Genomic DNA, 13,930 nt, shown 5'->3' with positions numbered 1-13,930 from the left:
TCAGTCACCGGCGGCCGGCCTGTTCCCGCGGTCGTCAAGGACTGTGTTGCGTCCGCGCCCTCGGCGCGACTTGGGCTTCGCGGGCGGGACGGTGACCTGCGGGATGTCGGGGACCTCGCCGGCGCCGGGGTCGAGGTCGTCCAGGTTGCCGAGGTGGATCGTGGTCTTCGCGAGCAGTTCGGGGGTGAGGCGTTCTTCGCCGGTGAGGATCGCCTCGGTGCAGCCGTCCTCGATCAGCCGCCGCAGCAGGCCGACGACGCCGCGGGTGCGGCCGAAGAGGTACTCGGGCATCTCGCCGCTGGTCAGCATGCCTTCGAAGGACCGCAGGAGCCGCAGCTGGTCCTCGATGCCGGCGAGGTGGTCGAGGAAGGCGGTGATGCCGGCAGGGGTGGAGTAGTCGAACGGGTCGAGATCGACCATGTCGAACCGACGGCCGGTCTGCGTGGCGGCTGCGGTGCTGTGGCGCCCGCCTCGCCCGTGGTCGGGGAAGACCCACTGCCCGGTGCGCTGGTCGACGTAGGCGCCGCGCAGGAGGCCGGAGCCGGGGATGTCCACGCCGATCAGGATCAGGGTGACGTTGAGGTCCATCAGCTCGCGGATCAGGTCGAGGGTGTCCTGGTCGTCCTCGCGGTGGAGCCGGAGCCGGGTGATGTCGTCGATCAGCAGGGCAGTGGTGCGATGGTCCCGGATCGCGTCCCGCACTGCTCTGACCAGGTCGTCCAGGGTTCCGGGGTGCGGGTTGCCGTAGACGTTCAAGATCGCCTTGCAGAGGCCCTTGGGTGTCGCGCGGACCGGCAGGCGGCAGTAGGCGACGGGGACGAATACGTCCCGGGTGCCGGGGGTGGGGCCGGGCAGCAGCTGGTGGTGGACCTCGCGCCAGACGTCCTCGAAGGACGCGGCCGCGTCGCAGGCGGTCTCGGTCTTGCCCTGGAACCCGCCACCGTTGATCATCAGGCCGTCGCGGGTGCCGGGCATGAACTTCACCGCGTTGTTCTGCAGCCGGCCGCGCATCAGGTTCGCGACCCGCGCGCTCATCGGTGTCTCCTGCAGCCGCATGTTGACGTGCGTCGCGGTGCGGTGCAGGTCGTGCAGAGCCCGACGCCGGGGACCCAGGCTCTGGTAGTCCGCCGGCGTCAGACGCGGCGCGGGCACAAACGTGCCGCGGATACTCCGCCACTGCTGCCAGCCCTCCCAGCGGGTGCGGTCCGGCGGCGGACCTGCCCGCAGAAAGGGGACGACCGCGTGCTCATCCGGCGTCGTCTGGTCCACCACGGTCCTCCTCCAGGTCGTCCTCGGGCAGGACGAACACACTGCGGGCCCGGAAGCCGTGGCCCAGCTCGGGCGGCGGGACGGGAGCAGGCCGGACAACTTCCCGCCGTCGGCGCCGTTCCCCGGCGACCGCTTCCTGCGTCTCGCGAGCCCGCCCCGGCCAGCTCAGCACCGTCGCCGTCTCCTCCCCTGCAGGCACGGGAGACACGGCGGGCTGTGGGGCCGGTGCGGGTGTGCTCGTCGGCCGGTCGGCCTGCGCGGCCCTGGCCTGGTGCGTCTCGCGGGCGTGCTCGGTGCGCTGGGACTTCTTCAGCTGGGTCGGCCACTTGCTGACCGGGATGTTCGAACCGATCAGCTCCAGCAGCACCGGCAGCAGTTCGGCGTCCGACTTCGGCTTCAGCCCGGCCGCGGCGGCCTTGGTGAGCAGGGCGCTGGCCCGCGCGTCCCCGAAGGCCGGCATCTGCCCGGCCCGGGGCATGCCCGTCCAGGGCAGCGGGTGCCAGTCATGGCTGATCGGGTCCTGGAAGAACACCTGGCGCCGGTCCCGCGGGTCGCGGCGGATGAGCCACTTGCCCTTGTGCTTGCCGCCCCGCGTCGACAGCTCGCCGCGGTAATCCCGCAGGACATCGGCGTCGTCGTACCAAAGTCCGCGGATCTTCACCCCGCGACGCTTGTCGATGCGGACGTAGTGGGCGGGCAGCAGCTCGTAGAACAGCTCCGGGGAGGGGATGTCCATCGCGAAGCCGGTCTGCGCGAACGACGCCGCGAACAGCGAGTTCGGGCTGTGCGAGCCGTCCGGATCCCAGGCCGGGGCGTACTCGCCCAGCTTGCGCTTCTGCCAGACAGCGACGATCCAGGTCGCGATCAGGTGCTCGAGCTGGTCGGCTGTCAGCACCGCGTCCGCGGCCGGGTCGGCCCCGCGGTCGGCGACATCGACGCCGGTGTAGCCGATGAGTTCCTCGAACAGCAGTTGCCGGATAACGCCGAAGGCCCGCTCGACGGCGGCCTTGTCGGTCGGCCGCAGCACCCGCGCGGGCAGGACCTGGCAGCCGAGCACCCGCTCGACCTCGACCAGGTGGTGGTTGCGATAGACCGATCCGTGGTCGGTGGTCACCGTCTCCGGGGTGAAGAACGGCAGGCCGGCCACCGCGTGCCCGGCGAACTCGGCCACCACCGCGGCCGGCAGGCCGGGGTAGGGCCATTCCAGGTCCTCGCCCCAGTCCGCCCGCATCGGCAGCGGCATCGTCACGTCCCGCAGCACCATCGCGACGTCGACCGAGGTGTCGGAGACCAGCGTCAGCCGGAAGGCGACCAGCGAGTGCGTGCAGACGTCCAGGGCCAGGGTGAGGTGCATCTTCACCGGGTCGCCGAAGACGTGCTCGCGGACCATGACCGGCAGCACCGTGGTGTCCAGCGCGACGACCTGGCCCGGCCGGTGCACCAGGACGTGCCCCTGCGACTTTGGCAGGTCGGCCGACCTTGCGTAGCGCTGCCGGGCGCCGCCGGGGCCGAACCACTCCTGCCAGAGCCGGCGCAGGGTGTCGTAGCTGGGCACCTTCGTCTCGGGCCCGAACTCCTCGCGGACGTACTGGCGGATCATGCGGTCCTTGGTCCGCATCGACACCTTCGCCATCCGCTTCGTCTCCTCGCGGACCGCCAGGACCGCCTCCCGCACCGGCTCGGAAACAGTGCGGGTTCCGCCGCTGCGGCGCAGCCAGCGGTCGTCCGCGCAGCCGACCAGCCCGAACCGGCGGCGGGCGTTCTCCCACCGGATCAGCGTGCGGTAGCCGACCGAGCCCAAACCGAGCAGCTCCGCGTGCTGCGGGTCCAGGGCCGCGAGCTCCGCCACCTTCGCGTGCCGTCGCTCGGTGAGCGTCGTCGTCGCCGGGTCGTACTCGGTTCTCGGCTCGCCCGGGCCCGGGTGGAACGGGTCGCCGGAGCGGAACCCGGTCGCCACTTCCAGCAGGTGGGCCATCCGCAGCTCGGTCAGCTCCAGCCGGCCGGCGTTCAAGTCCTCGGACGCCTTGCGCTGGCGGCCCCGGTCGGCCCCCGCCGCCGACGTCCGTGACGATGGCCGGCACTGCGGATGGTTGGCCAGGAAGCGGAAGGTCATCCGCTCGCGGGTGCCGTCGTCCTTCACCAACTGCACCCGCCCCAGGTGCGGTTCGCGGCGCTCGACTGTCCACTCCGTCCCGTCCAGCACCAGTCCGGCGCCGGGGGAAAGGTTCAGCACTGCCGCCGCGGTCACCGGCCCGCCTCCCGGGCGGGCATCACGAGCGAGCGGTCCTGGAGCGGGCCGATCAAATCGACTCCCAGCTGCCGGGACCACAGCAGGTGCAGCAGCTGGGCCCGGGCGACCGGCTCGCAGCCCGCCGCCGCCGCGAGTTCGCCGAACCTCCGCCCGCCCCCGGCCTCGGCGAGCAGCACCGGCCGCAGCCCCAGCGGGTCGGAACTCAGCCGGCGCCGCGACGCGATCGCGTCCAGCCCTGCGAAGGCGTGCTCGCGCCAGCGGGCGGCCACCGCGTAGCGCCAGCCGCAGGCGACGGCGACCTCGGCGGCCGCGGCGAACGACTCCCGGTCCGACTCCTTGATCAGGGGCTCGGGGCGTACGTCGATCAGCCAGGCGCCGCGGCGGGTCACCGCGAGGTAGTCAGGGGTGTGGGAGCGGCGCTTCCCGCAGGTCGCGAAGGAGATCTTCAGCGGCTGTGAGACGACGTCGACCACGTCGCCGGCGAAGTCCAGGGCCAGCAGCACCCGGCTCTCCTCCAGGCTCTCCGCACCGTGGTGACGGCCAGTGCTAGTCAGGAACTGCAGGCCAGGACGGTGGCGTTGGTCCCGGCGCCAGGTGAAGTGCCGCATCGGGTCGCTCGTGAGCACCGGCTCCTGTACGAGGTCGTGCACCGAGCAGGACGCGTCGTCCCCGCCTGTCCGCCACGAGACCGTCCACCGTCTCGTCCAGCCGTCGCCCAGATCCAGGCCGGGCCTACCCGCGTCGATGTCCGTCGGCACGAAAAGGTCCTCCCAGCTGCACTGATGCGACCAGACGGGCCCGGTGTCAGCGGGTTCGGCTACTCTTCCCGACCCAGCACGTGTAGCGGCCATGAGCTCATGGAAGCCCCACGGAGAACCTCAGGCTCCCGATCTTCGTTTCTGGTGACAGAAAGAGTGCTGAATGAGCGCATGTGACAAGTCGAATGCCTTGTTGGTGACAACCCCACTGCTTCGCCGACCCCGTCTCGCCAGCTCACTCGGCTCCTCAGGTGACAACTCCTGAGCTTCGGCTCAGTCCGCCAGCCTCATCGACCGCGACAAGAGCCCGCTGGCCGACGCCGACCACGACCCCGAGCGCATCGCCGAGGCGCTGCGCCGCAGCCCGCACATCCTCGATGCCGACGGCGCCCCCGGCATCGACACCGTCACCTTCACCACCCCCGCCGGCATCGGCTACGTCCTGACCCTCAAGGACGCCGACCCCACCGACGACGACCTCCTGCCCGAGCCGGTGCTGACCGAGGCCGTCGCCGCGGCCATCCTCACCCACCCGGACTTCGTGGCCGCCACACCGGACGAGCCGTGCGAGGACACCATCACCGTCCAGACCCGCGGCGGCATCCGCTACCAGCTGGTCCTGGGCATCCAGGGCGACGCCCACGCCGCCGGCCCCGGCGAAACGCCCGCTGCCTACGTCGCGGCCGCCGCCGACCAGGTCCTCACCGGCAACCCGAACGACTCCGAGCGCTCCGTGGCCGAACTCCTCAACCATGTAGCCGCGACCTGGGACAGGCAGGACCTCCCGCTGCGTGAGCACGCCCAGGCCGTCGCCCGCGCCCTGACCCGCAAGCCCCTGTAGACCCCCCGGGTCGGCCCGACCCGGCTGACCGCACCTGTACACGGCGGGGTCCCCGGCATGGCAGCTGCCGGGGACCCCGCCTCCAGTGTCCCCTGTCAACCAGCGCACACCCACATCCCCCGCCAGGAGGAATCCGTGCCGCACGATCACGACACCCCGGACAGCTCCGCCAGCACCCGAACCCGACAGGACGCAACGGCCCCCCGGCCGCACTTCGGCGCCTGGCGGGACGTCCCGGCCCGGATCTACGCGACCGCCGCCCAGCTCAAGACCATGGACCTGCCGCGCCAGCCGGGCCCGCCTGCGGCCACCGTCGACGGCTGGGACGGTATCGGCCGCAAGTCCACGATCACCCTCTACCGCATCGACCAGTCGACGCCGACCGCGTCCACGGCCGCCCAGCTGGCCGCCGCCCGCGCCCGGTCGGAGAACTTCGTGCGCGCGCGGGTGTGCGCGGACTGCGGCGCCCGCCCCGACCGCGCCCCCCTCGCGACCGAGTCGTACGGCGCCCTGTGCCCGACCTGCTGGCACATCCGCGACCTGCGCCAGCGCCAGGAGGAAGCCGCCCGCGACCGCGCGGCCGCCGTCCACACCGTCCGCACCCTGCTGCGTCCCGGCAGCCGGCCGCTGGGCGTCCTGCACGTCGACTACACCGAGCGCGGCCACACCCCGGCGGGCACCCGCCGCAGCCCGGCGGCGGCGAAGGTCACCGTCATCGACGCGAACGGCCAGCTCCTCGCCGACCCGCTGCTGCGCCTGGTCTCCGCCCGCGCCAAGGGTGTACCCGACGGGGCCGGCGCCCCGGTCCCGGGCGCCGACGCCCTCACCGCGCTCCTGTCGCAGCGCACCGTGCTGGTCTGGAGCTACCGCGACCTGGACGACCTGGCGGCCGGGCTGCGTTCCCAGGACGCCGCCTGGTCCCTGCCCTCCGGGCACGTCCACGAGATGGCCCGGCTGACCGCGGCGTGGCGCAGCGAGGTCACCCCGGACGGGGACCGTCCCGCAGCCGTCGCACCCGGGCGGGCCGACCGGATGCTCTACCTCCTCCATCAGATCGCCGACACCGAGCAGACGCCGACCATGCCGACGGGAGTAGGGGTATGAACGCGTGCGAAAGCCCCGAGCAGCTCGCTGACCGGGTGCAGTTCGACCTGGAGAGTGCCGGGCTCACCCCCAAGCAGGTCGACGGTGAGGCTGGCGGATTCGCCGTCTACATCCTTGAGCAACAGGTGCACGTGGACTGGTTCACCCATCACCGGCTCGACTCGGCAGACCTCGACAGCCTCGTCCAGTCCGACCACCTGTTCACCGACGTGACCCGGCGCTACCAGACAACCGCCACGACGATGCACGGTGCCATCGGCTCGATCCTCGCCGCCTTCGGCTACCGCCCCCAGCGCCGCAGCTTCGGGTACGGCTACACCGTCACCTCAGAAGGGACTCCCACATGACCACCTCCACCAACGCGCAGCTCGCCGACTCCGCGGCCATCGACCGGGACACGAGCCCGTTCCTCGATGGCCACGACGTCGTCCGCATCGCCGAAGCACTGCGCCGCAGCCCTCACATCCGCAGCGTCGACGACGTCTCGCCCGGCGACAAAGCCGTCTGGTTCCGCGACGCGGGCGGCACCGGCTACACCCTGTCCCTGACCGACGTGGAACCGATCCCCGAGGACGGCCCGCAGGGTGAGGCCTACGCCTGGGACGCTGTCGCCGCCGCGATCGGCAACCACCCGGACTTCGTCAGCGCGGAACTTGCCAGTAAGCCCATCGGCCTGAACCTCGACACCATCACCGCGATCACCCGCACCGACGACGAGTACACCCTGAAACTGACCGCTACCCCTCGCCCTCGCGCCGACAGCACTGAGGAGGAACCGCCAGCCCCGGTCGACCGCATCCTCCAGGCTGTCGGCCAGCTCCGCTCCCGCAGCGACGACAACCCGGACGCCGTGGTGTTCGACGCGTCGGCCGACCTCCTTGAACACATCGCCGGCACCTGGGACCAGCAGGATGACCCGACGCGTCAGCGTGCTGTGGCCCTCGCCCTGGCCCTGGGTCTGTAGGGGAGACGAGATGCTCGCAACGGTTCCCGCGACTGCCGACTTCGGCGTCGCCGGAGCTCCAGCTCGACATCGACGACGCGGAACACGAACGACGTCACGCCACCAGCCTAGGCGTCGCGACGGGTTACGGCTTCGGCGGCCTGGACGTTCTCCGCACCGGCCGCGAAGGTCCTCGCCACCCTGCCCGAGCACGCCGAAGACACCGTCTGGGACGTCCTGGACGCCGCCTCGGCTGACCCCTGGGGCTTTCGCCAGTGGAACGCCGACAACCCCGAGGGCGAAGACGTGCGCTACGCGTCCGTCGGCCAGTTGTCCCTCACGTACTGGGTGAACAGGCCCCTGCGCCGTCTGTCCGTCCTGAACATCGCCTGGCCCGGATAGCCACCGGTCGACAACGCCCCGGCTCCGGCATTGCAGCTGCCGGAGCCGGGGCGTTTCGCATCGTAGGCGCGGCCGTACCGCTCAGGCGTTGCCCCACGCCTCGAGGAATCGCTTGCGGTCGTCCGCTGTCTCGTGCAGTCGGCGCCTGGCGAGCAGAACATGCCAGGCAGTCGTCTCGGCGTCACGCAGCCACAACTGCCCGAGGTAGCGGCCACCTGCTACGAGCGTGTCATGGGCCAGTGCGTCGCCGATCACCTTGGTCACGGCATCGCGCTGCTGGTTGTCGAGCTCCGCCAGAAAGCTGAGCACTCGGTCGGCAATGCCCGCTTCGTTTCCCCTGGCCAGGCGATCGAAGGACGGACCGCCCATGTTGCCGGGGTCGATGTACAGCGCGGCAGTGCCTCCCGCCTCCTCCAGTGCGCCCCAGAACTCATCGCCTTCGAGCGTGCCCGGTAGAGGGAGGGCGGCGAAGAGGTCGGCCAGATGACCGTTGGCTGCCTGGTTGTACGAGACGTCGCAGGCTGCCGCAGAAGCAATCTCCGCGACGTGCCCGGTGTTCAGCCCTTCGCCCTCTGGCCAGTCCAGTGGAGTGTTGAGCTGCTGGACGAGGTGCTGGGCCAGCTCACCATCGTCGTCAAGGAATCGCCGGATGATCACAAGTTCCCCCAGGTCAGTGCCAGTTGGCGTGCAAAGGCGGCTCTTTGCCTGTCAGTCTGCCGAACTGGGCAGTGATCCGCTGGGGTGCGCGGACAACGTCCGGAAAATGCTCGCCTGCAGGAGCGCGGCAGCGTCCTTCAGCACCGCGTCGGCGAACGCGATAGTCGTCACGTGCTGCTCAACGACACCGCACCGCGTACGGCACGGCGGCCGCTCAGCGCTGGCACTCTCAACACCCCGGAGCTCCCCCCGGCGCGACTAGTGACCTGCGACTGACGCCCCAGGAACGGGGGCGTAGCGTGAAGACGTGGCCGTGACCGACCAGCATGCGCAGTGGCTGGCGCGCAGAATTCGGACCTGTGCGCAGGTGCCCGGCGGCCTCCCACTGTCCTGGATGGCAGAGAAGCTGGTTCGGCATGTGTGGCGGCTGGAGCACCGCCCGCGCGGGCGCGCCGACGTAGTCGACGACGCCCTGGCGGTCCCCGCACTGAGCACTGCGATCGGCGCCCAAGCCCAGCGGAACGGAGTCCGTCAGGCCCTGCGGGTGGGTGCCACCGTGCCGGAGGTCGCGATGGCCCTTGGGATCTCCATCGAGGACGCCCAGTACCTTGCCCAGCAGCTCGAAGAGCGTGACCGGTTTCGCAAGGAGTACGTCCAGCGGGTGCCGCTGGATTGCCGGTCGGCCTGAACGAGTGGCACCAAGCGGAAGCCCAGCTGCTCCGGAGCCCAGGTGAACCTGTAAGGTCTGTGAGGCTCACACCCTGTTTTCCCAGGTAGACGCCGGAGCTATGAGGTTGTGAGGGGCCAGTGTCGTCAGTCGACCCGGAGGATCTTGTCCTTTGACAGGCGATCTTGACCGATTGACAGGTGAGTTTGACCGCTGGACTCAAGGAGACAGCTCGCCTGCGGAATCGGTGTCAGCGGTCCCTGCGAGCATACGGATCATGAATCGATGGGCGGAGAACCTGAGCAGTTCAAGCCCACCCCTCCCTGCCTGGCCAACGCCCACTCGCCAGAAAGGACGCTCAGTCACAGCGGCGACCCAGCGCACTTCTCATCCGTCGCTTCCGGCCTCAGAAGTAGGGCCCCCCACGGCGACTCGCTGCACGACGTCGTCGAGCTGGCCTGCGATGATCATCCTTCGGCGTTCCAACAAGTCCCTGTAGACCGGCAACGGGACGGGATCACCACTGGACGCAGCTTCTGTCAGCGCGAAGCGCGCTTCGACTTCCAACGCAAGGTAGGCCCTTCGGCGTGCGTGAGCCGCTTGCTGGTGCGCCTCCGGCTTCAGAAACGTGATCGCAGCGCTAAGTCCCGCACTCACAAGTGCCAGTACAGCCGCTGGGATGCGGGCGTCTGCCGAAGACAGCCCCGCTGCCCCCGAGAGCCCAGCCAGCACAGCAGCTGGCAGCCCGAGGGCGGCATGGGCAAGTCGCCAGAACTGCCGACGGGAACGGCTCTTCCGTGCTTGCTCAACGCACTCGGCTTGAAGATCGGCTACCTGGCTTCTTACGACATCATCTGCCACGAATCGAGCCTGCCACCAACAGCCCTGATCTGGACGGTCTTTGGCGCAAACGCCAACCGAAGCACTCACTCACAGGAGTCGTGCCTCGCCCGCTGGCTGTCCGCGCCGAGAACCTGTTGGAAGCCCTGTTCGACCCCGCGGACACCGTAGCGGTGTTCGTCGAGTTCTCCCCTGGGCGCCGGGAGTTGCTGAGGGTCCTGGCCGAGTTGCTGACCGCTGCGGACTTCCAGCCCGTGCCGTTCGGCTCCGGCCTCCACGAGCGGCTCACCCAGTACGGCCTCCCCGGTACCCGCCCCGCCCTACGCGCCTACGTCGGACTGTCCACCGAGGGTGAGGACCCGAGCGCTCCCCATCCCGACCCCTGGGCACCGTTCCGCACCCAGGATCAAGATCACCTGTCAGAGGACAGATCTCGTTGCGCAATGCGCCCAGCAGGGTCAGAGCGTCCCGGTTGTCGGCGTCGGTGAAGGCGTTGATCGCCAGGAGGATAGATCCGGCGACAAGCTTTGCGGTGGCGGGGTCGTTGCCTGCGAGAGCGGCCTGATTGTGCAGGGCGTCGGTCAGCAGAACGATGGGGTCGTGGGCGAGCAGAACGAGGACCAGGAGCACGTCGTCGAACCGGCGCGGCCGCCGCTCAGCGCGGCGCAGGCCCGGGAGGTGACGGCCGGGCTGCGCGCGGCGATGGACGACGTCCGGCGCTCCGTGGCGGTGCTCGCAGCCCGGGTCCGCGACGCCCACGCCGCCCGGGTGTGGCTCCCGCTCGGCTACAGCAGCTGGGCGTCATACTGCCGAACGGAGTTCGGGATCTCCCGCGCGCAGGCGTACCGGCTCCTGGACGTCGCCCGCGCCCTGGCCGCGATCCACGGCGCCGTCGCCGCCGCCGACACCGAGACGTCTCGCACGCGAGACACCGACCCGGTCGCGGCCGCGCTCGACTACGGCCTGTCCCAGCGCACCCTGATCGCCGTCTCCGCCCGTACCGGCGACGTCGCGGAGCTGATCACCCGGCGACTCGCCACGCTCGCCCACAGCGGCCTCCAGGCGCTCGATGAGCCGACGGTACGCGCGGTGGTCCGCCAGGCCGTCCGCAATATCAGTACGGCACCACCCCCGCCACCCATCGATCCGCACGCGGATCCCGTGGTCGCCGCGCTGCGCCAGGAGGTCGACAACCTCGCCGCCCGCAGCCACACGCTCGGCGAGCTGATGCTCGAAGTCGCCCCGGCGTACCTGTCCGACACCGACGCGGCCAACGTCCTCGCCCTGCTGTGCGCGCAGATCGGCGAGCCCCTCGAGCACGGCCTCGCCGCCCGCCGCTACGCAATGTCCGGTGACCGCCGCGCCCTGCACGGCACCGTCCTCTGACCGCCGCCGCTCACCTGACACCCGGCTCCTGCTGTGAGCCACACACCCGGTTTCCCCTGGTGGACAGGGTGCGCTGTGAGGTGTAAGGCGAAGGCCTTCGGCCGGGACCTGGTGGTGGTCGTCGGACGGGAGCAGGGTGGTGTCGTGGATGCAGCGCAGCATTTGCCTGGCCCCGCGTAGCACAAAGGTACTGCACGCATCGGAGGCCGGCCCCGGGCCGTGCAACGGGTGGCGCCGGTTTGTTCTGCTGCTCCAGAACGATCCGGTGTAGCCGGTGCTACCGGCGTGCCGCTCCGTCCCGGCCGGGAACGACGACGGCGCCCTCCCGTCGGAGGGCGCCATGGCGGTACGCGGGGTGCGGCGGCGGTTCAGCCAGCCTCGGGAGAGGCGGGGCGTCCTCGCGGCAGATGCATAACATCGCGAATCTGCGATGTTCCCGGCGCGACCCATGCACAGCTGCTGCACGAAAGCGGCGCCGCAGAACTGCAAATGTCGTGTCACCCGGCCAGCCGGCCGGGCGGCCGGGTCAGCGAACGCGCTTGAGGCGTGTCGGCTTGGTGATGGGGGTGACGTTGCCCTTGGCCTTCGCCTCGGCCTTGCGGGCTTTCTCGTCCAGGTGGAGCTGGAAGCGGCGTTCGTACTCGTCTTCGAAGTCGCCGACGTCCAGCTGCATGTCCCTCGGCAGGGCCTTGACGGCTCGCTGCTGTTCGCGAGGGTCGTTGAAGGCGGCGATCATCGGGTGGAGCTGGAAGCGCCCGCGGCGGATCACGGTGACGAGCCGGGCGGCAACCAGGTGCGGCATGGCACGGCTGATCATGCCGCGTTCCATGGCGAGGCCGTGGGCGAGTTCGTCGTGCGTGGCGACGACCAGGCCGCCCGGCTCCTGCTCGGTCATCATGTGCAGCAGCAGCGTGTAGGCGGTGGGAGGGAGCCGCGGGACGTACGCGAGGCCGTTGAAGCTGCCCCACAGCACGTTCCGGCGAGGCACCCATTCCTCGGCAGAGGACGTCATGACGTGGCCTTCCCTTCCGCATCCGACCCCTTGCGCACTTCCAGTTTCGCGCCGGGGGCGGCCATCGCCCGGAACGCTTCGGGCGCGTCCGGGTCATCCATGATCTCGCGCAGCAGGTCCAGTTGCTCGACCCTGTCGCCTAGGACGGGCCTGGAGCGCTTCTTCTCGCCCTTGGCGGGCTCCCGGAGCCCGCCCCGCAACGAGGCGGCCGGGTTGAGCTGGTACAGCCCCTTCTGGAGCTTCCGCAGCGCCCCGTCGGCCTCCAGGACGTTGAAGGCCCGGCTGATGTGGGGCCGGCTGTACCCGAGGTGCTGGGCGATGTCCTCGTGGGTGGCCTCGATCAGTCCGCCGGGCTTCTGCGATCCCATGAGGGTGAACAGCACCACGAGGATGAACCGGTCGTCGTCGTACTGGACTGCGGCCCATCGCATGAACTCCAGGCTGTCCATGGAGAACGCGTCGCCGATGAAGCCCGTGCTGGAGCTGATCGGGAAGACCTGCGCGCCATGGCCGGCGGGGAGCTCGATGGTGGAGCCCGAGGACCGGTTGTAGGCGGTGGGTGGCGGCTTCGGGCGCCGCCGACGACGGGACGGCGCACCAGGCAGCTGTGGCGCTGCGCTGCCGTCCAGGGGCCCTGAGCTCATGGGGTCGCAGTCTCCTTGATCGTCATGACGTCAGAACCCTAGCGGATCGTGGCACTGCTGCCACGAAAACGCGGCACGGCAGACACGAAAGTCACCCAAACGTCAGCCCTGGACTGACATTCCGGTCCCCGGCGGTGACCTCGCCCGCTGACGCACAGCGGCGCCTTTGGTGGCAGTAGTGCCACGAAAGCATGCTGATCCGTCAGGACCGGCTGACTTCTCGACCGCGATTTGTCAGTCCAGGGCTGACAAATCGCTCCGCAGGCGACGCCCTGACCAGCGCAAACGTAGCGATCTTGCCTCTAGAACGTGCGCGCGCGTGATACCGGATCTCCCTACAGTGATCAAGCACCGCCACGCCGTGGCTGCGCCGTCTCAGTAGCAGCGTTGGCATCCTCGGGCCGGACCCCGTCGTGGCGCGCGCTGCTTCGCGTGCGCCACCGTGGGCCCGGTGCGGACCGTAGGCGGCGCCAGCGGCTCTGAGTCTCGGGTGGTACCGGCCGTGACGATCAAAAGCACGGAAGCGTGGGCGATCCCAGTGGAGGGTTCCGCCACACGGCCTAGCGGCCGTGAGGCTCCTGTACCTCCGCACGCCGAATTCCGGCATTCCCATATCGGGCTTCCGTTCTGTGGCTAGGCTATCCAGGGCCGCGTAATTCAAATTCATGCGGTCAGTTTATGGCCGGGGCCGGGGGTGGCGCGGCTGGAGCCCAAACGCTACACAGCAACTGTCCGTGATGCATCACCCTGGCAGCGCGTTCCCACTTCAGCGTGATGCGTGACGTAAACAGTCCCGCCGTAGCGGGTTGCCGTGTATGCTGGCGGGGTATTGGTGAACGCGAAGCGGCCGGTTTCGAGGGTGGGGGAGGGGTTCGGGTGGAGCGCAGCGGAGCCCGTCACTGCGGTGGGGCCGGCACCCGATCGGGCCAACGGTCCGTCACTCTCGTTGCGGGGGTAGTGGTCAGTAACCCCAAGCCCTACACAGGCGCGCGCGTGATGCACCTCCCCTCGTAGCCAGCCCGGGTGATCGCGCTTGCGCGGTCGCCTCCAATTCGCGCTTGCGCGAATTGCATTCCGTTCGGAATTCCGCTTGCGGAATTCCATTCCCGCGCTTGCGGGGGAATCCGAATTGCGCTTGCGCAATTCGCGCTCTATG

Annotated in this window: 12 protein-coding genes; 6 read left to right on the top strand and 6 right to left on the bottom strand. The window is 70.0% G+C overall.

Annotated elements, in window-relative coordinates:
- Genes ACIQR3_RS37200 through ACIQR3_RS37190 form a run of 3 tightly spaced genes read right to left on the bottom strand, consistent with a single transcriptional unit; the run spans nt 1 to nt 4,278 of the window.
- Nucleotides 1–1,269 (bottom strand): AAA family ATPase, encoded by a 1,269-nt coding sequence (locus ACIQR3_RS37200; protein WP_403545870.1) that lies wholly within the window; start codon nt 1,267–1,269, stop codon nt 1–3.
- A complete protein-coding gene (locus ACIQR3_RS37195; RefSeq protein WP_403545868.1) occupies nt 1,247–3,517 on the bottom strand; it encodes a transposase in 2,271 nt (756 codons plus the stop codon). Before ACIQR3_RS37195 ends, ACIQR3_RS37200 begins: the two co-directional genes overlap by 23 nt.
- Nucleotides 3,514–4,278, bottom strand: coding sequence for a TnsA-like heteromeric transposase endonuclease subunit (locus tag ACIQR3_RS37190; protein WP_403545866.1), 765 nt, complete (start codon nt 4,276–4,278; stop codon nt 3,514–3,516). The genes ACIQR3_RS37195 and ACIQR3_RS37190 overlap by 4 nt, the downstream gene beginning before the upstream one ends.
- Before the next feature lie 493 nt (nt 4,279–4,771).
- On the opposite strand from ACIQR3_RS37190, the gene ACIQR3_RS37185 reads away from it, so the two are divergent.
- The 4 genes from ACIQR3_RS37185 (at nt 4,772) to ACIQR3_RS37170 (ending at nt 7,187) form a co-directional block, all read left to right on the top strand.
- Nucleotides 4,772–5,119, top strand: coding sequence for a hypothetical protein (locus ACIQR3_RS37185; protein ID WP_403545864.1), 348 nt, complete (start codon nt 4,772–4,774; stop codon nt 5,117–5,119).
- Nucleotides 5,120–5,254: 135 nt separating this feature from the next.
- Nucleotides 5,255–6,223 carry a hypothetical protein gene (locus ACIQR3_RS37180; protein WP_403545863.1) on the top strand — a complete coding sequence of 323 codons (969 nt, stop codon included), beginning with the start codon at nt 5,255–5,257 and terminating at the stop codon, nt 6,221–6,223.
- Nucleotides 6,220–6,570, top strand: a complete 351-nt coding sequence (locus tag ACIQR3_RS37175) for a hypothetical protein (protein WP_403545861.1) — start codon at nt 6,220–6,222, stop codon at nt 6,568–6,570. The genes ACIQR3_RS37180 and ACIQR3_RS37175 overlap by 4 nt, the downstream gene beginning before the upstream one ends.
- Complete coding sequence (locus tag ACIQR3_RS37170) at nt 6,567–7,187, top strand: hypothetical protein (RefSeq protein ID WP_403545860.1); 621 nt, start codon at nt 6,567–6,569, stop codon at nt 7,185–7,187. The genes ACIQR3_RS37175 and ACIQR3_RS37170 overlap by 4 nt, the downstream gene beginning before the upstream one ends.
- A 462-nt stretch (nt 7,188–7,649) precedes the next feature.
- On the opposite strand, the gene ACIQR3_RS37165 is transcribed toward ACIQR3_RS37170, so the two are convergent.
- On the bottom strand, nt 7,650–8,225 hold the full coding sequence (locus tag ACIQR3_RS37165) for a hypothetical protein (RefSeq protein ID WP_403545858.1): 576 nt from the start codon (nt 8,223–8,225) through the stop codon (nt 7,650–7,652).
- Between the two features lie 307 nt (nt 8,226–8,532).
- On the opposite strand from ACIQR3_RS37165, the gene ACIQR3_RS37160 reads away from it, so the two are divergent.
- On the top strand, nt 8,533–8,913 hold the full coding sequence (locus ACIQR3_RS37160) for a hypothetical protein (RefSeq protein ID WP_403545856.1): 381 nt from the start codon (nt 8,533–8,535) through the stop codon (nt 8,911–8,913).
- A gap of 1,419 nt (nt 8,914–10,332) precedes the next feature.
- A complete protein-coding gene (locus ACIQR3_RS37155; RefSeq protein ID WP_403545854.1) occupies nt 10,333–11,118 on the top strand; it encodes a hypothetical protein in 786 nt (261 codons plus the stop codon).
- 526 nt (nt 11,119–11,644) lie between these two features.
- On the opposite strand, the gene ACIQR3_RS37150 is transcribed toward ACIQR3_RS37155, so the two are convergent.
- The gene (locus ACIQR3_RS37150; RefSeq protein WP_403545852.1) at nt 11,645–12,130 is read right to left on the bottom strand and encodes a hypothetical protein; all 486 of its coding nucleotides are present in this window, start codon (nt 12,128–12,130) and stop codon (nt 11,645–11,647) included.
- Nucleotides 12,127–12,774: a helix-turn-helix domain-containing protein gene (locus ACIQR3_RS37145; protein ID WP_403545850.1), complete on the bottom strand. Its 648-nt coding sequence runs from the start codon at nt 12,772–12,774 to the stop codon at nt 12,127–12,129. The genes ACIQR3_RS37150 and ACIQR3_RS37145 overlap by 4 nt, the downstream gene beginning before the upstream one ends.
- Between the last annotated feature and the right edge of the window lie 1,156 nt (nt 12,775–13,930).

The sequence above is a fragment of the Streptomyces sp. NPDC090994 genome, from assembly GCF_044768905.1.
In the GTDB taxonomy this organism is placed as follows: Bacteria; Actinomycetota; Actinomycetes; order Streptomycetales; family Streptomycetaceae; genus Streptomyces.
The sequence above is the reverse complement of the archived record's forward strand: the minus strand, read 5'-3'. Positions and strand labels throughout refer to the sequence as shown.